General features: G+C 44.9%; 13 protein-coding genes. 9 read left to right on the forward strand and 4 right to left on the reverse strand.

Annotated features, from left to right (window positions below):
* Positions 1 to 90 precede the first annotated feature (90 nt).
* The 4 genes from GCHA_RS19365 (at position 91) to GCHA_RS19380 (ending at position 4,060) form a co-directional block, all read left to right on the forward strand.
* The gene (locus GCHA_RS19365) at positions 91 to 360 is read left to right on the forward strand and encodes an RNA recognition motif domain-containing protein (protein ID WP_007991364.1); all 270 of its coding nucleotides are present in this window, start codon (positions 91 to 93) and stop codon (positions 358 to 360) included.
* A gap of 535 nt (positions 361 to 895) precedes the next feature.
* Positions 896 to 1,492: a TetR/AcrR family transcriptional regulator gene (locus GCHA_RS19370; protein ID WP_007991367.1), complete on the forward strand. Its 597-nt coding sequence runs from the start codon at positions 896 to 898 to the stop codon at positions 1,490 to 1,492.
* 58 nt (positions 1,493 to 1,550) lie between these two features.
* Complete coding sequence (locus GCHA_RS19375) at positions 1,551 to 2,654, forward strand: NADH:flavin oxidoreductase (protein ID WP_007991368.1); 1,104 nt, start codon at positions 1,551 to 1,553, stop codon at positions 2,652 to 2,654.
* Positions 2,655 to 2,866: 212 nt separating this feature from the next.
* Positions 2,867 to 4,060 (forward strand): MFS transporter, encoded by a 1,194-nt coding sequence (locus GCHA_RS19380; RefSeq protein WP_007991369.1) that lies wholly within the window; start codon positions 2,867 to 2,869, stop codon positions 4,058 to 4,060.
* 192 nt (positions 4,061 to 4,252) lie between these two features.
* On the opposite strand, the gene GCHA_RS19385 is transcribed toward GCHA_RS19380, so the two are convergent.
* Positions 4,253 to 4,708 (reverse strand): hypothetical protein, encoded by a 456-nt coding sequence (locus GCHA_RS19385; RefSeq protein WP_007991371.1) that lies wholly within the window; start codon positions 4,706 to 4,708, stop codon positions 4,253 to 4,255.
* A 73-nt stretch (positions 4,709 to 4,781) separates the two neighbouring features.
* Between GCHA_RS19385 and GCHA_RS19390 the strand changes: the two genes are divergently transcribed.
* On the forward strand, positions 4,782 to 5,096 hold the full coding sequence (locus GCHA_RS19390) for a hypothetical protein (RefSeq protein ID WP_007991373.1): 315 nt from the start codon (positions 4,782 to 4,784) through the stop codon (positions 5,094 to 5,096).
* Here GCHA_RS19390 and GCHA_RS19395 read toward each other — a convergent pair.
* Both GCHA_RS19395 and GCHA_RS19400 read right to left on the reverse strand, forming a co-directional pair.
* A complete protein-coding gene (locus tag GCHA_RS19395) occupies positions 5,093 to 6,034 on the reverse strand; it encodes a hypothetical protein (protein ID WP_007991375.1) in 942 nt (313 codons plus the stop codon). The two genes, GCHA_RS19390 and GCHA_RS19395, sit on opposite strands and share 4 nt — an antisense overlap.
* Before the next feature lie 190 nt (positions 6,035 to 6,224).
* Positions 6,225 to 6,650 carry a hypothetical protein gene (locus GCHA_RS19400; protein WP_007991379.1) on the reverse strand — a complete coding sequence of 142 codons (426 nt, stop codon included), beginning with the start codon at positions 6,648 to 6,650 and terminating at the stop codon, positions 6,225 to 6,227.
* A 601-nt stretch (positions 6,651 to 7,251) separates the two neighbouring features.
* On the opposite strand from GCHA_RS19400, the gene GCHA_RS19405 reads away from it, so the two are divergent.
* The gene (locus tag GCHA_RS19405) at positions 7,252 to 7,557 is read left to right on the forward strand and encodes a hypothetical protein (protein WP_007991381.1); all 306 of its coding nucleotides are present in this window, start codon (positions 7,252 to 7,254) and stop codon (positions 7,555 to 7,557) included.
* 304 nt (positions 7,558 to 7,861) lie between these two features.
* Here the strand turns inward: GCHA_RS19405 and GCHA_RS19410 are convergent, their stop codons facing one another.
* Positions 7,862 to 8,443 (reverse strand): porin family protein, encoded by a 582-nt coding sequence (locus GCHA_RS19410; protein ID WP_007991383.1) that lies wholly within the window; start codon positions 8,441 to 8,443, stop codon positions 7,862 to 7,864.
* A gap of 572 nt (positions 8,444 to 9,015) precedes the next feature.
* Between GCHA_RS19410 and GCHA_RS19415 the strand changes: the two genes are divergently transcribed.
* Genes GCHA_RS19415 through GCHA_RS19425 form a run of 3 tightly spaced genes read left to right on the forward strand, consistent with a single transcriptional unit; the run spans position 9,016 to position 16,795 of the window.
* Entirely contained in the window at positions 9,016 to 10,194 is a 1,179-nt protein-coding gene (locus GCHA_RS19415) for an efflux RND transporter periplasmic adaptor subunit (protein WP_007991385.1), read from the forward strand.
* Positions 10,195 to 10,209: 15 nt separating this feature from the next.
* Entirely contained in the window at positions 10,210 to 13,644 is a 3,435-nt protein-coding gene (locus tag GCHA_RS19420) for an efflux RND transporter permease subunit (RefSeq protein WP_007991387.1), read from the forward strand.
* A complete protein-coding gene (locus tag GCHA_RS19425; protein WP_007991389.1) occupies positions 13,637 to 16,795 on the forward strand; it encodes an efflux RND transporter permease subunit in 3,159 nt (1,052 codons plus the stop codon). The genes GCHA_RS19420 and GCHA_RS19425 overlap by 8 nt, the downstream gene beginning before the upstream one ends.
* Positions 16,796 to 16,946 lie beyond the last annotated feature (151 nt).

Consider the following 16,946-nt stretch of genomic DNA (forward strand, 5'->3'; position numbering starts at 1 on the left):
ACCAAGCTATCCACTTATGGCCATTAACTCGTATTGATACAACACAAACGCTGTTATCATAAGCTCATTATTTTATTGAAAGGCGTTACCATGAAATTATTGATCCGCAATTTAGACCGCACCACTACACAAGACGAACTGCGTACCCTTTTCGAGGGTTATGGGATTGTACAATCATGCACAATTGTGATGGACCCAGCTACGCAGAGCTCTAAAGGGTTTGGCTTTATTGAAATGCCAAAAGTAGGCGACGCAAAGGCCGCGACAATTAACTTAAATGGCCACACATTAGGAGCAAATAAAATTCGCGTGAAAAAAGCGGACGACAAAATCGAAAGCACAGAAAAGCCAAACGAATAAGCCCTTGTAAATTTTCGCTGAGTGGTCAATTATTCGAATTGGAATGAGGGAAAACGACTAGCGCCGAAAGGGTAAAAACCGAAAAAGGGCTAACAGAATCAATGTCTGTTAGCCCTTTTTTGCTATTAAGAACGGCCACTGCTTTTCAAATGCAACCGTTAAAGATGGGCTTTTTTACGCTGTAGATAATTGTCAATTGAATACTTACCTGCCCTGCATACATTAGATAAAGTAAACTGAAAAACATCACCATATCGGTTCTAGCTTGATGTTGCGTACTCCAAAAGCCATAGCGGCTTAGTAAATTCAACCATTCCGTTACGCTGTTTACAGACGCTTTAAACTAAATTCCTTTGGATAAATGACATCGCGGAATGACGCTGCTACGCCTAGCTGAAGTCCTATTTCAAAATACCCGAGGTGAATAACGCTTTTTAAAATTGACAGTGTCAATATAAAATATATTATGGTTTATTCTGTTGCTCACAGCAGCGTTAAGGCAATGCCCTTAAAGTTAACAAGTTAAAGGGTAAAGATGCCAAAAGTACTGTCAGAAGAAGAGATAGCCTGTTTTCGTGATCGCATGTGCGACCATGCGCTAGCGTCATTTGCCAAAAGCGGCGTCGAAGGGATTTCACTTCGCGCCTTAGCCGCTGATTTACGCTGCAGTCGCACTACGCCGTATCGCTACTTTAAAAACAAAGCAGATATTCTTGCCGCACTGCGCCAGCGAGAGTTCGCACGCATTGCTGATACCCTAGAGACTGCGCTCGGAAAAGAACCAACGCTAAGTAAGCAATTAAGCGCCCTTTGCCATGCATACTTTGAATTTGCATTGGCATTTCCCGATTCATACGGTGTCATGTATAGCGTGTCCCAGCCTGATTTGAGCAAATATACCGCTCTTGAGAGCGAAATAGCACGCAGCAGTATGCCAATGCGACACGTAGTGAGAGCCGCTGTAAACGCGGGGATTTTAAAAGGTGACCCGGTCGATATATGTTATGTGGTTTGGGCTGGTCTACATGGCTTGATATCGCTGCACCTGTCCCACATGTTGGGGGAACAGCGAGACGTAACACAACTTGCAACCGTTATGATTGACTCCCTAATACGCAGTGTTAGTGAGTAACCCGCTTTATCTGTATCCAACAAGTAAACGACATTAAATGAATATCAAGGACAACAATATGAGTAACAAAGTAGATGCGCTATTCGCCCCATTTAAACACAAAGGCCTATCACTTGATAACCGTGTGGTAATGGCCCCAATGACACGGGAATTTTCTCCCGGTGGTGTGCCATCGTCTGACGTGGCCGATTATTATCGTCGCCGTGCACAAGGTGGCACCGGCTTGATCATCACCGAAGGCACGACCATAAACGATCCTGTGGCGACCATGAGTGAGCGTATTCCTCAGTTTCATGGCGATGCCGCCCTCGCCGGATGGGAAGAAACCGTTAAAGCAGTGCACGGTGCAGGGGGTAAAATTATGCCTCAGCTATGGCATGTGGGCATGGCTCGTCCTCAGTCGAAGGCCCCCTTCCCTGACCTACCTAGTGTTGGCCCATCGGGTTTGTTTAAACCTGGCAAGCAAGTATCAGAGCCGATGACTCAAGCACAAATTGAGTCTGTGATTGAAGGCTTTGCAAACGCTGCCGCAGATGCCCAGCGTATCGGCTTTGACGGCGTTGAGATCCACGGCGCACACGGATATTTGATTGACCAATTCTTCTGGAGCGGTACCAATCAGCGCAGCGATGCATGGGGTGGCAGCATGGCGAATCGTGGTCGTTTGGCAGTGGAGATTATTAAAGCGATCCGCGCTACCACATCACCCGACTTCCCTATTGTGTTGCGTTATTCACAGTGGAAACAACAAGATTACACAGCAAGATTAGCCGAAACCCCGCAATTACTTGAAGAGTTCTTGGCCCCGCTCAGTGACGCCGGAGTAGACGTGTTTCATTGTTCACAGCGCCGTTATTGGGAAAACGAGTTCGAAGGAAGCGATTTAAACCTAGCCGGTTGGACAAAAAAACTAACGGGCAAGCCAACTATTTCTGTGGGCTCAGTGGGCTTAAACGAAGACTTCTTCAGCGCATTTGCTGGGCAAGGCTCAAATACCCGCTCAATCGACGATCTCATTGAGCGCATGGACAAAGGTGAATTCGATTTGATCGCGGTAGGACGTGCCCTACTGCAAGATCCTAACTGGGCAGATAAGATTCGCCACGGTAAGTTAGAAGAACTTGAGCAGTACTCGGGCGAAGCACTGACAACTTTGTCTTAGCCTCATTATGGGTGAATCGCCTAAGTAGTTAGCTCTGCTTAGTCGATTCAAAACGTATGAATTATGTGAACACAAAACATTTCGTCACCGAGTGAGCATTCAGCCTGGGTAGTTGGACGAATATGATTAAGCTATTGAATTATATCGTTAAATTTTAGCTTGAACGATACTTTTTATCCAGAAATCAGATTAAATAGAGAAAAGTGAGCCCTATGAGCCAGCCAACTGCTGCCAATGCGTTAGCCAAACGCACTTTATTATTAGCTGCGGCCGCTATGGGGTTTGCCCAAACTGTGTTGTTTGCCATTCTTGCACCGTTAGGGCGAGAAATCGGCTTAATTGAAGTGCAAATTGGCGCGATTATCTCTTGTTCGTCGTTAACCATATTTTTGGTCAGTCCCTTGTGGGGGCGAGCCAGCGATATGTGGGGCCGACGAAAAGTGTTATTGATAGGTTTGTTTGGTTATTCAGCGGGTACCATTTTATTTGCTGGTGTGTTTCAAGCCGCGCTACTGGGTTATCTTATCCCGCTTATCGCGCTTGCGCTTTTGATCGCTACCCGTGTCGCTAATGCTGTCGTGATGGCTGCAGTCACCCCGTCAGCCAATGCTTATATGGCGGATATCACCACAGTAAAAGATCGCATAAAAGGCATGGGGGCTATTGGCGCAGCAACCAATATTGGCTCTATTCTTGGCCCCGCAGTGGGTGGTTTACTGGCCAGCATTAGCTTGCTAACACCCTTGTATTTTTCAGTCATACTCACCTTAGGCGCCGCCGTTCTCGCGGTTTACGCATTACCTGTATTGCCTAAGCCTAAAGAAATAAAAGTATTACCTAAATTAAAGTACACCGACCCAAGAATTTTTCCTTTGGTGGTTGCAGGGGTATTGCTCTTCATGGGGTTTGCTATCGTGCAGCAAACCATCGCCTTTCGCTTTCAAGATGTATTGGCATTAGACGGTACGCAAACCGCTAAAATAGTAGGCGTTAGTCTTATGCTCTCTGCCGCAGCAGCGCTTATAGTGCAGTTACTCGTGATCCCTAGGCTGTCTGTTCGTCCTTTCGTTTTGTTACGAATGTCGATGCCGATGATGATGGTTGCCTTTGCTATTATGGCCATAGCCGATACGCAAACTATGTACATTATCGCCATGAGTATTTTAGGTCTTGGGATGGGGTTCGCTGGCCCAGGTTTTATGGCTGGGGCCTCAATTGCAGTATCTGCTGATGAACAAGGTGCAGTAGCAGGTGTGGCAGGCGCCTGTCCTCCTTTAGGGTTTACTGTGGGCCCGATACTGGGCACCTATCTGTATTCTATCGATGGCACACTGCCCTACTGGTTTGCGTTTGGTTGCTACTTTTTATTGTTTTTCTTCACCCTGAAGTTTAAAGACAAACACTAATCTCTTTGCCCCTAATACATGGAATGAGATGCGTGAGACCTGATGCGTAAGATCTGATGCGTGAGACATAATGCATGAGAAAAAACGGCTTAATTAGCTAATTCACAAGCGTAAATGGTTATCTCACCTCGTGACAGACAAGGCCGAAAATTGAAAACGCCGGTTAACGAAGTGAGCGTATTCACTGCTTTATTATTTACCTTTAATAACCACCTCATACACTTTACACAAAAGATAAGCGCTAACGCCGGCAGCAAACGAAAACATATAAGCCGTTATGGGTACAAAAATGTAAGCTATTGCAGAAGTAGAAGATGCATACTCAGCCGTATACAGCGGGCTGGTTATTGACCAATAACCAGAGAAGATAACCCCTACGGCGACGAGCAAACTTACACATAAAGAGAGCCTGCCCTTGAGTGAATCAAGAAGCTTAGTGCAAGTAGCACACGCAATAAGGCTTACAAACGGAATTAACCGTATAGAACCAATCAGTATTGCCCCAGTAAAACTTGAATGACCAAACGCTTTTTGCGCAGCCTGTTCAAATTCAAAACCACCGACTATCAAAAGCACCAATAAATGGTTGAAGTCTTCATAAAGCAATATGAATGACGCGATACACGCTAAAATAAATCCTTTTCTCACAGTTTATCCCTGAGCTGCACCAACGTTTCAAATATAACCCGTATGAAATTTACCTATCAGCGATAAGAGGTGCTTGCAGCAAGAAACCTTACATGCGGTAAACTTTATGGAATCTGGGGTTAAAGATGTAGATCAAAGCTTAAAATTAACAGAGGCCGCATCGGGTGAAAACATTGAGCTACATGCCATTGTAGAGAAAATGTTTGAGAGCATAAATGTCATAGAGCAAAATAGTGCTCGCAACGGTGAGACCGCCCAACAGGTCACAGAAGTAACAGAAGCCATGGCCTCCTCTATTCAGCAATTGAGTATGAGTTCAGAACAGGTGAATACTAACGCCAGTCGTCTTCAGCAATTAATGGGCACTTTTCAAGTGAGTACGCGTTAAGGATGAGTGCGGCTAAATGTCACGGGATTCACCAAGCTCAACACCCTTTGTTTCGCAGTTTCATCCGTCACGCATTGGTTGGTATAACGATCCATAATGCTGTTAATGTCTTTGATCAGAGGTATCAATAACTCTTTATCCTTGGCTTTAACATCATAGTGATTAATCGCGCGCAGCAGCGTAATTGAAGCCTGATTTAAACTGGTATTTTGCCTTGGTGTGGGGTTGTCGTGAGCTGTCGCTAGCCCCAGCAAGGTACTTACTTGCTTCACTATATCGCCTTTATACTCAAAGGCAGATACGCTGTTTTCACCAAATATCATTCGGGCTTGTGTTACAAACCCTTGATAATCAAGGTGCTGAGCAAACCAAGGAATATCTAACATTTCGTTAAAAGATAAGTCTTTGCCATAACAGGGATTACTGGCCACTTTTGGGTTGCGAATACATTGCTTGTAATAGCTTTGCATAAAACTGATAGGCTCACGAAACCATACCCACAGCTTTACATCGAACAACTTAGCGAGTTCGCCCAACAAATCTTTTGATGCCTCTGGAAAGTCCCACCAGTAATTGTAAATCCCTTCGGAGGACAAAATCACGGTGTGCGTTTCACTTTTTATCTGTGTTATGACATTGCTAACATTAGCGATGAAATTGTCAACGTGAGTAGACACTAGGTTTTTCTCAAACCAGTGGTGAGTAGGTGCTCCTGGGTTATTGGAAACCTCAAGGTTATGCGGGTATAGAATCCCCTTTGTGCGCAGTTTCCGTTGTTTTTTACTCAGGTAGGTTTGTATACTTGTGGTGCCCGTTTTGGGTGTGCCGACATGAATGATTAGCTTTATTTTTTTGGTGCTATCGTGCGCGCTACCATGGCCGCTTTGCTTTAATTGTGCGGTTATTACCTGGGTAAAGCGCCCTATTTGGTCATCCATACTGTCTGTAAAGCCTTTATTAATTTAACAACAAACCTAATCTGAGCAATTGTCCTGCTAGTACGCCAAACATAATGATAATAATGAGCAACATAACGGCGAATACAACGGCGCCCACAACAGGGAATATAACAACAAGCATAATACTGATGGCCAGCATTTGTTTGCTCGCTCAACATTAGGGGCAAGCTCAATGACGTTGCTGGATACCTCGATGCTTCATATAGGTACCTGCACCAAATATACCCGCTAGCACACCAAACGAGGTAGAGAACAGAGCAGCGAACATGATACTGCTTGTCAGTATGTTTGCATACTCACTCACCCATAGATTTGGCCCTACCCAATGCACAGCAACTGCGAGTATACAGACTCCCAGACTGGGTTTATGGCTTGCAAAGGTTAACGGAATTTCGTACCACGAAAGTGCGGTTTTGGCTTTATATCGGGAAAATCCCCAATAAAGGTAACAAACTAAACACAATAGGCTGGTTATGCTCACGGATACTGCCGCCGCGTGGCTAGGTAATGCGGCAAAAAGCGTATAGCCAATGGTTACAACATAGATTGCCATGACTAGCCAAAATATGACTAATGGCCCCAAAATCAGCCCCACTATTCTCTCCTTGAATTGACTAGGTTAATTATCCGTTTGAACACGCTGGTGTGAGCAACGACTTTGACCGTTACATCCTTAAGGCAACGAGTGTAATGGCTGTGCATCTTACTTACATTGCAACATTTATAATTCAGCACATAGATTATCTACTGATATTGCCGTATATGCATTGCCACCATCGACGTCAATTTTTATGTTACTGCATCTGCATCGGCAACAATCGGAGATAGCGCGAACACTAAGCTAGCGACTGGGCATAAAATGACTACGTAAATAGATTTACTATTCAGATACTTGCTTATCAATAAAGCGTATTACTGCGACTCGTTAAAGGGGCTAGTATAGGCTCATAAAGGCCCACCTGTCGCGGACTTATTCGGCGAAAAAGTACGATTGAAACGAAATTTATACCCTAAACAGGCAATGTGCCATAGATAAGCACTGCCTATGGGGATGCAACTAAATCAGTCTGTACGTGTCTCTAGTAGTATCGCGATAAACAGGTATATTCTTTATGGATAACAGCGCATTCTGGAATTATCGAATATAAGCCACTAGGCTTGCTACGTCTTTCAATCTAACGCAAAAGGAACATTTCATGGGACTTAAAAACGTATATCACATAGTATCAAGAGGTGCCGTGCCACTTGTGGCGGGTATTGCGCTATCAGTTTTCTCTACATCAAGTATTCACGCGCAACAAATGGGTAATCCCCTTGATTTTGTTAACTCTCAATTAGCCGAGCAAATGAAAAACCAAGTTCGTGCTATGAGCGATCCTGATTTAATAAAGGCACAAGCACAATTACAACGCAGATACTACGAAGCGCTAATAGAGGCTGGGTTTAGTAAGGAAGAAGCCTTTAAGATCATTTTGGCAACGGCACAAGGCAAAGGTAATTAAGGGTCAAAATAACGAGTGACATGATGAGCCTTGATTCGGATGGTCTAGGGCTTTTCATTAAACTCGCTCAGGGCTGCTCATTAAACACGTTCAGGACTGTTCAATAAACTCGTTCAGGGCTCTCATTAAACTCGTTCAGGGCTCTCATTGAACACGTTCAGGACTGTTCAATAAACACGTTCAGGGCTCTCATTAAACACGTTCAGGACTGAATAGAAAAAGTGTATAAGCTAAGCCCAATAGTTTTGGCAAAGGCCTGCAGCGCAGGCCCATACTTATACCATTCACGTACACCCTCTAGCTCCTAAAAGGTGTATTGCACGGCAACGCTAGCGTAATCTACGTCACTGTCGAAGCTGTCAATTTCAGACAAAATACCGATTTCGTCACGCTCAAATTCTAAATCAAAGCGAGTGTACTCTACGCGTACATCCCAGCCTTCAGATACAGCGAAAGAAGCGCCTACACCGTAAAATAAATCATCACCGTCGGTACTGTCGTTAACACCGGCCGCGTTAATATCAGCGTCCCACCATAACTGACCGCCTTTTGCGAACAGTGTGATGTATTCATTCACCGGTAAGCCTGCTTTTAAACCGAGGGTGTAACCGTCAACTTCAGTATTAAATGTGTCATTACCATATTCACCGAAGTCGATATAGCCACCTTCAACCGACAAATACTGGTTAAATTGTGTACCGACATACACGCTTGCGGCATTATCGTCACGATCGAAATCTTCATCGCCGTCCACATCAACTAGTCCATAGCCAGCACCAACATAGATACCATGATGATCTACACTGTCATTGGTCGCAGCTAAGGATGCACCTGAAGTCATAAGTAAAGAGGTCGCTGCTAGTGTAGTAAGGGTAAATTTTTTCATAGTTATCTCCGTAGTTCTTAATCGAGAGTGTTAGAAAGATGGCAAAGCAACTTACCTTGCCGAACTAAGCATAAACAAGTGTTGTGCCACTCACCCCAAAAACGTATAAAGCTCATACTAATCAATATATTAAGTGCATTTTGGTCACACATACGTTCAGCGTAGGTAGTATCCATCTATGTACAATATGCAAACTCTTAAGCAAGTTTTACTGGTTAAAATTTAACCCGTCATTCATTCCCTCTTTGTATGTTCCACTTCACCCGCAGTGTATTTAAAACCTAGCTTGATATCTCATGTGCAGCGAACTGAGCATCATAAACGCTGGAGTTTGTAGCTCTATGACGAATAAGTGGGAAATTACACCAAACAATCGTTTATTTGACCTCGCGCATAACTCGCTCAATAAACAAAACATACGTAACCATTTGATTTTAAAGAATTAAAATCAGTTAACCAGCTATGGCATAAGTTCTGCTCATAATCAAGAAGACGCTATGATTTAGCCCAATGCGGCTAACAGCACACCTATTCTAATTACGATGATAAAAACAAAGATACAGGGGAATAAGATGACGATTAAAACGATACCACTTATCGGTTTTAACGCACTGACAGTACTCACATTGTTGAGCGCCAGCACATTACTTGCAGCATGCGGTGGTGCAGATGCCACCAGCAAAGAGTCAAATGAAGAGCTGGTTATTTCAGTGCCGGTAGAAGCCGGTGCTCTGCATATTGGTGATATTTCCTCAAATTACACCACCACCGCCGTACTCGAAGCAAAAGAAGAAGCTTACGTGGTCGCTCGCGCATCTGGCATTATCGAACACATCTACGTTGAAGAAGGTGATTACGTTAAAAAAGGGCAAGTGCTTGCTCAGTTAGAGCCAGAGCGCTATCGCTTGAACCTTGCTCGGGCTAAAGCAGATTTAGTCGGTATTGAAAAGGAGCTGGCAAAAATTGATAAGGTGTACAATAAAAAGTTAGTCAGTGATGACACCTATGACAAAATTAGCGCGCAATACGCGTCCACAAAAGCCACCCTTTCCTTAGCCGAATTAGATCTAAAAGAAGCGACCATTGTCGCCCCCATATCCGGTTATATTGCCACCCGTAATGCCAAAGTAGGCAACCTAACCGAATCGTTCCAACGTGCGCAAATGTTTCACATCGTAGAGCAAAACCAACTTTATGGTGTGGTGTATCTACCTGAAAAAGAACTTTCAAGAGTACATAAGGATCAAGCCGCGACTCTCACGTTAAGTGCATTGCAAGACAGCAAAGTCGATGCATTTGTTGAACGTATTAGCCCTGTGATTGACCCTGCAACTGGCACCTTTAAAGTCACCTTGCGTGTACCTAATGACGAACATTTACTGAAAGCAGGTATGTTCGCGCATGTCAATTTAAACTACGACACTCATCAACAAGCTACCCTTATGCCCCGCAAAGCTATGTTAAGCATAGATAACAAAATCAATGTGTTCGTGGTCACTGATGGCATCGCCCACAAACAAGAAATACGCATTGGGTATCAAGAAGGCGATTATGTGGAGATATTAAGTGGTTTGAGCGGTGATGAACACGTTGTGATCACAGGCCATCAAAACTTAAAAGACCAAGCACCAGTCGAAATCGTTAACCCAGAAGCGCTGTTGTTACAGGCGCAATCCCATGAGCAAGCGATTTCGAATACCCCGCAGCAAAACGAAGATAACGCATCACTCGATGCTAACCACACCAGCTAAGTAAGGACACCTAGCATGAATATTGTTGATATTGCCGTAAAGCGCCCTGTCGCTGTGTGGATGTTTACCTTTGCTGTGGTTTTGTTTGGCATGGTGTCTCTGTCACGCTTAGCGATAAACCTACTGCCGGAATTGTCTTACCCTACCCTAACAATCCGAACTGATTATGTGGGCGCTGCACCAGGGGAAATCGAGCAGCTTGTCTCCAAACCGATTGAAGAAAGCATCGGTGTGGTAAAAGGCGTTCGCAAAGTCACGTCCTCATCGACTTCGGGCCAATCTGATGTACTGCTTGAATTTGAATGGGGTACTGACATGGACATGGCGAGTTTAGAAGTACGCGAAAAACTCGATATATTGATTTTGCCTCTGGACGTTGAAAAGCCCGTGTTACTGCGCTTTAACCCCAGTTTAGACCCTGTTATGCGCCTTGGTTTCGGCTTTGCACATCACACTGTCAATGCCACTAGTCACGATGCGTCTCAGGCACCAGCCCTTGACGTACATGGTATGAAGCGCTTACGAGAATACGCTGAGCAGCAAATTAAACGTAAGCTTGAATCCATTAGCGGTGTCGCATCTATCAAAATTGGCGGCGGCCTAGAAAGTGAAATTCAGGTATTGGTGGATCAACAAAAAGCCAGTCAATTAGCGATCCCCATGAGCGAAATCATCAAGCGCTTAAAAGAGGAAAACGTTAACGCTGCGGGTGGTCGCGTTGAAGATGGCTCCCAAGCATACACAGTGCGCACCTTAAATCAGTTTACTAGTATTGCTGACATGCAAGATGTGTTTATTGACCGTCGTGACAATAAAAATATTCGTCTAGGAGACATCGCTGTTATCCAAGACGCTTACAAAGAGCGAGATTCTGTTACCCGTTTTGATGGTTTAGAAGGCGTTGAAATTGCCGTTTATAAAGAAGGTGATGCCAACACGGTACAAGTTGCGCAAAACGTGAATGACGCGTTACGTCAACTAGAACGCTCGTTACCTGAAAACTATACAATACAGCTTATTTACGACCAGTCTGTTTTTATTGCCAATGCCATAGACGATGTAAAGTCGGCCGGCATCATAGGTGGCATATTAGCCATGTTCGTTTTGTATTTATTTTTACGCAACATTTGGCCAACGTTGATCATCTCTATATCTATTCCTGTATCAATTATTGCGACCTTTAATCTGATGTATGGCAACAATATTAGCCTCAATATTATGAGCTTGGGCGGCATCGCGTTAGCCATTGGCTTATTGGTTGATAACGCCATCGTTGTACTTGAGAATATTGAGCGCCATAAAAAGACCGAAGCTGATATTCACCAAGCCGCCGCTAAGGGCACAAAACAAGTCTCTATGGCGATCATCGCATCAACCTTGACTACCATGGCCGTGTTCTTTCCCTTGGTGTTTGTGAAAGGTATCGCTGGCCAGTTATTTGCTGATCAAGCCTTAACGGTGACATTTGCTTTAGGCGCATCTTTGATTGTCGCGCTGACGGTCATTCCTATGTTGGCAGCGCGTGAGCGTAACTCGTCAAACGCTAAAACCGGCGAGTCTCAGGTAACCATTGACGATAACTCGGCGATCCCTCATGGCTTATCTCAAACAGGCCTGCAGGTAAACGCCGATCTAGCCCCACATAAAGATAGCCCAACAAAAGCTTCTAAAGTCGGCCCAATAAAACGCGTTTTTCAGCTACTTACTCTGCCCTTTTTGTGGTTCGCACGAGGCGTTTTTTATTACTTGCCGTTGGTTATATCTACCAGTGTGTTAGTCGTGTTCAGGGCGGCAGCAAAAACGCTCAGTTTTATCTTTAAACCTGTTCTATGGTTGTTTGAACGGCTTATGGGTATTGTGACTGCACGCTATTCATCTTTACTCAAACGAGCCTTACAAACGCCTGTATTATTACTTGTGGCAATGCTAGCAACCTCCGCTAGCGCCTTATTTCTGGTACCTAAATTAGGCATGGAACTGATCCCCAGCATGTCTCAAGGCGAGTTTTATGTGGAGCTTACGCTTCCAAGTGGCAGCCCGCTTACTCACACCGACAAGACTCTATCAGACTTGTCGCTATTCACCTCGGGGCAAGCCGGTGTGAAACGCACCTACTCATTAGCCGGTACTGGTAGCCTGATGAACGCATCAGCCAGCCAAGGAGGCGAAAACTGGGGTAAACTTAACGTTGTCATGCACAGCGATTCAAACGAGCAGCAGTTATTGCACGTACAAGACAAGATGCGAGCGTATTTAAGTAAACAAGCCGGTGTACAAGCCGAGTTCGGTCAACCTGAGTTGTTTAGTTTTTCTGCCCCTCTTTCTATCGATTTAATGGGCTATAATTTGGCAAGTTTAGGGCGCCATAGCGCAGCCCTGGTAGAAACACTGCAACAAGACTCGCGCTTTAGTGATGTAACAAGCTCTTTAGTTCGCGGTACGCCTGAACTTAAGATCACCTTCGACCATGCTAAACTGGCGCAACTGGGCTTAAGCGCACCGCGAGTATCCACTCTTATTAACGCTAAAGTGGGCGGTGAAGTCGCCAGTCAATTTAATCAAGACGATCGTAAAATTGATATTTTAGTACGTAGCCTTCATACCCAGCGCGACTCCATTGAGGATATAGGACGCATCATCGTAAACCCTGGCGCTGAGCGCGCCATTGCCCTAAATGCCGTTGCTACCTTGAGCATGTCAATTGGCCCAAGCGAAATTACCCGCATCGGCCAACAGCGGGTCGCGGTGATATCTGCCAATTTAGCCTATGGCGACTTATCCCAAGCGGTTGACGCGGCAAACCAGCATATCCGTGACATGCAATTGCCTCTATCCATACAAGCACGCGTTGCCGGGCAAAGCGAAGAAATGAAAACCAGCTTTGCCTCGCTGAAATTCGCCTTGGCACTGGCGATATTTCTGGTGTATTTAGTCATGGCATCGCAGTTTGAATCATTGTTACACCCATTATTGATTTTACTTACTGTGCCATTAGCCTGTGCAGGATCAATCTTTGGATTATTTATCACCCAAACGCACATTAGTGTGGTGGTTTTTATTGGTTTAATCATGTTGGCCGGAATAGTCGTGAACAATGCGATTGTGCTTATCGACCGGATTAATCAACTGCGCACTGAAGGCGTCGCTAAAGCACAAGCGATTCTTGATGCCGCGCAAAACCGTCTTCGCCCTATTTTAATGACTACCCTTACGACCTCTTTAGGGTTATTACCTATGGCTTTAGGCTTAGGAGAAGGTGCTGAAATGCGCGTACCTATGGCGATTACGGTCATTTTTGGTCTGCTGTTTGCCACCCTACTGACGTTATTTTTTATCCCTTGCTTATATGCCTTATTTGACAGCAAAAAGTTTGCTCGTGAAGTCTCAACATCAAGCCAGCTTGAGGGGCCTAATGGTCGTCTTTTAAAAGAGGAGCCTAGCTATGAATAAGTCAGGCCAACAAGGACAAACTGAAGACAAGTTTTCAGCGCTGGGCGCTGGCCTAGCAGCCTTCGCTATGCGCCGCCCCGTCACCATTGGCATGGTGTTTTTCTCTATGTTGCTGTTTGGCATTTTAGCCTCACAATTGTTGCCGCTAGAAAAATTCCCCAGTATTGATATACCCGAAATAACGGTACAAATTCCCTATGAAAACGCCACCCCAGCGGAAATAGAGAAAATGATCACCCGCCCAGTAGAAGAAGTATTGGCAACCATGTCAGGTATAAAGCGTTTACGCTCTAAGTCCACTGAGAACGCTGCACAAATCCAACTTCAATTTGCCTGGGATGAAAACCTAAAAGCAAAAGGGATTGAAGCCAGAGAGAAAATTGACGCGATCCGCAATGACTTACCTGATGATGTAGAACGAATACTGGTGTATCAATTTAACACCAGTGATTTACCGATTTTTCAACTTAGGGTGTCTAGCGAACGGGATCTATCGGATGCCTATGACTTACTCGAACGAAACCTTAAAATGCCAATTGAGCGGGTGCCCGGCGTATCAAAAGTCGAATTGTACGGTGTGCTCAAAAAGCAGATTGCGATCCGTATCGATACACAAAAACAAGCCAGTTTAGGGATCCCTAGCGACACATTAGTAAATGCACTGCGCCAAGCAAACTTCGCTATGACAGCAGGCTCATTTTATGACTTAGAACAAAAGATCAGCATTAACCCACAAGGAGCATTTACCCAAATTGAAGACATCAGTAACCTGATAATTCAAAAAGGAGTGCGGTTAAGTGATATTGCACACATAGGTTTCGAAAGCCCCGAGCGAACTGAAGGCAGGCACTTAGATCGAACCTACGCGGTGGGCTTTAATATTTTTCGTGAATCTAACAGTAATTTAGTGGCGGTATCACAAGCCGTTATGGAAGTGATTAACCAAGCCAACGACAGCCCTGCGTTTGCCGGTATCACCCTATTTGTAATGGATGATGAAGCCGCGAGTGTGACTGAATCCCTAGCAGATTTGCTTAACGCAGGTTTGCTCGGTGCCTTACTGTCGATTTTGGTGCTTTACGCATTTTTACGCAATCTAACCACCACCTTAATAGTGGTGTTATCAGTGCCCTTCTCGATTTGTATCACCCTCGGGTGCATGTATTTTATGGGCTATACCATTAATATATTATCGATGATGGGCCTAATGCTTGCGGTAGGCATGCTGGTGGATAATGCCGTTGTCGTCACAGAAAGCATTCAACAAGAGCGCAAGCACTATGCCTGCCCCGCACAGGCCACGAAGGCAGGAGTAGGTAAAGTAAGCTTGGCGGTAATTGCTGGCACCACTACCACGGCTATCGTCTTTCTGCCTAATATTGTCGGAGTAAAAGTTAATTTAACGATATTTTTGGAACATGTAGCCATCGCTATTTGTATTTCTTTGTTTGCCTCTTTACTGATTGCCCAAACCTTGATCCCCCTGTTGACCAGCCGCTTATCAGGCAAGGCGTCAAATTCAACGAGTAACGCGCTCAGTGCGAAAAGCGATAATAAAACGTCGGTAGCAAACAGCGGCCAAGCTCCTGACAACTTGGGCAAATTTGCCCGTCGTTATAAAGCCGTTCTCACGTGGTCTATGTGTCATCGAGGGCTGACCTGTCTGATCGCTGTTCTTATACTAGTAAGTACCGCTATTCCTATGCAGTTTGTTAGTGGTGACGACGATGATGATAGCAATAACCGGTTGTGGCTGAACTACGATATTCAAGGCAACTATAGTTTGTCTGAGGTGGAGAAGTCAGTTGATAAAATGGAGGGCTATTTATATGCCAACCAAGAGAAATTTCACATCGAACAGGTCTACACCTATTTTACTGCCGGGGAAGCAACTTCGGCGATTACGCTGAAAAAAGACACGCCTATTTCTAAAAGCAAATTAAAAGCACTCATTCTTGAGGATATGCCCAAATTTGCGCGTGCTCGTCCCTCATTCAAGTGGGAGCAAGGCAACGGCGGAGGCTTGCAACTCACACTATTAGGCGACTCATCGGCATCCTTGAGTCAAGTCGCGGAGCGTGTTCTGCCGATCATCAAGCAAATAGACGGGCTAACGGACGTCGGCATTGAAGGCAATAACCAAAAGTTCGAATTACAGATAGTCGTTGATCGCAATAAAGCCTTTCGTTATGGCCTGTCAGCCAACGATGTCGCCCGTACTGTGGCAAGTGGCTTGCGCGGTACTAACCTGCGCACCTATCGAGATAGCGAAAGCGGTGAGATTGGCGTGCGTATGCTGTTCGATCAAGCACTACAAGAGTCTATTGCCGAGCTAAAAAACCTCACCATTACCCGCATAGGCCAGCAAACGATTACCCTTGATATGGTAAGCGAAAGTAAAATCGTGCCGCGTTTAGCCGAAATTCGCCGCAGCTATCGACAAACATCGATAACCATAGGCGCCAACATGGGGGATGATATAACACTACAACAAGCAAAAGAGCGTATCGAAGACGTCATGCAATACCTCACTTTGCCCGATGGATACAGCTGGACGTTTGATGGCAGTATTGACAGACAAAATCAAAATGAATCGGTCATGCAAACCAATATGTTGCTGGCGATTTGCATGATTTACATCGTCATGGCGGCTTTGTTTGAATCATTGCTTCTGCCTACAGCGGTTATTACTTCTTTGCTATTTTCCCTCACGGGTGTGTTTTGGGCTTTGTTTGTGACAGGTACCGCTATGTCGGTTATGAGCATGATAGGCATGCTCATATTAATGGGCATAGTCGTCAACAATGGGATTGTGTTGGTAGACAGAATAAATCAACTCATTGACCAAGGACATGAGATCAATACCGCCGTCATCGAGGCCTGTTTAACCCGGGTCAAACCCATTTTAATGACAGTGGCGACCACCATAGTCGGCTTGATACCACTGGCTTTGGGCAATACCTCGATTGGTGGAGATGGCCCAGCATATTCGCCTATGGCCATTGCCATAATTGGTGGTTTGGCTTTTTCCACCGTAACCAGTTTAGTCCTTGTTCCCCTTGCTTATGTGTTGCTACTGAGATTGAGAGCCAAAGCAGCGCAGTTGTTCAATACTTCAAAAGTGTGGGCCAATAAAGTGGTAAAAGTATAAGCCGGTACGCGGACGGTTTTTAACCCTAGAATTTTCATTTATGGATAGACACTAGGGCTTATTTTACGCTGTGCTACTCGGTTTAAAGCAGCGTGCTTGTAAGCCTTTAATTTTCATTCATAAATTGAGAATTCAAAGGCTTTCGTTTAGG

The sequence above is a fragment of the Paraglaciecola chathamensis S18K6 genome (assembly GCA_000314955.1).
GTDB lineage: Bacteria > Pseudomonadota > Gammaproteobacteria > Enterobacterales > Alteromonadaceae > Paraglaciecola > Paraglaciecola chathamensis.

What these genes read in the sequence shown, in the direction of transcription:
- GCHA_RS19415 (WP_007991385.1), top strand. Translation starts at nt 9,016, where the DNA reads ATGACGATTAAAACGATACCACTTATCGGTTTTAACGCACTGACAGTA.
- GCHA_RS19370 (WP_007991367.1), top strand. Translation starts at nt 896, where the DNA reads ATGCCAAAAGTACTGTCAGAAGAAGAGATAGCCTGTTTTCGTGATCGC.
- GCHA_RS19425 (WP_007991389.1), top strand. Translation starts at nt 13,637, where the DNA reads ATGAATAAGTCAGGCCAACAAGGACAAACTGAAGACAAGTTTTCAGCG.
- GCHA_RS19380 (WP_007991369.1), top strand. Translation starts at nt 2,867, where the DNA reads ATGAGCCAGCCAACTGCTGCCAATGCGTTAGCCAAACGCACTTTATTA.
- GCHA_RS19420 (WP_007991387.1), top strand. Translation starts at nt 10,210, where the DNA reads ATGAATATTGTTGATATTGCCGTAAAGCGCCCTGTCGCTGTGTGGATG.
- GCHA_RS19365 (WP_007991364.1), top strand. Translation starts at nt 91, where the DNA reads ATGAAATTATTGATCCGCAATTTAGACCGCACCACTACACAAGACGAA.
- GCHA_RS19410 (WP_007991383.1), bottom strand. Translation starts at nt 8,443, where the DNA reads ATGAAAAAATTTACCCTTACTACACTAGCAGCGACCTCTTTACTTATG.
- GCHA_RS19405 (WP_007991381.1), top strand. Translation starts at nt 7,252, where the DNA reads ATGGGACTTAAAAACGTATATCACATAGTATCAAGAGGTGCCGTGCCA.
- GCHA_RS19375 (WP_007991368.1), top strand. Translation starts at nt 1,551, where the DNA reads ATGAGTAACAAAGTAGATGCGCTATTCGCCCCATTTAAACACAAAGGC.
- GCHA_RS19395 (WP_007991375.1), bottom strand. Translation starts at nt 6,034, where the DNA reads ATGGATGACCAAATAGGGCGCTTTACCCAGGTAATAACCGCACAATTA.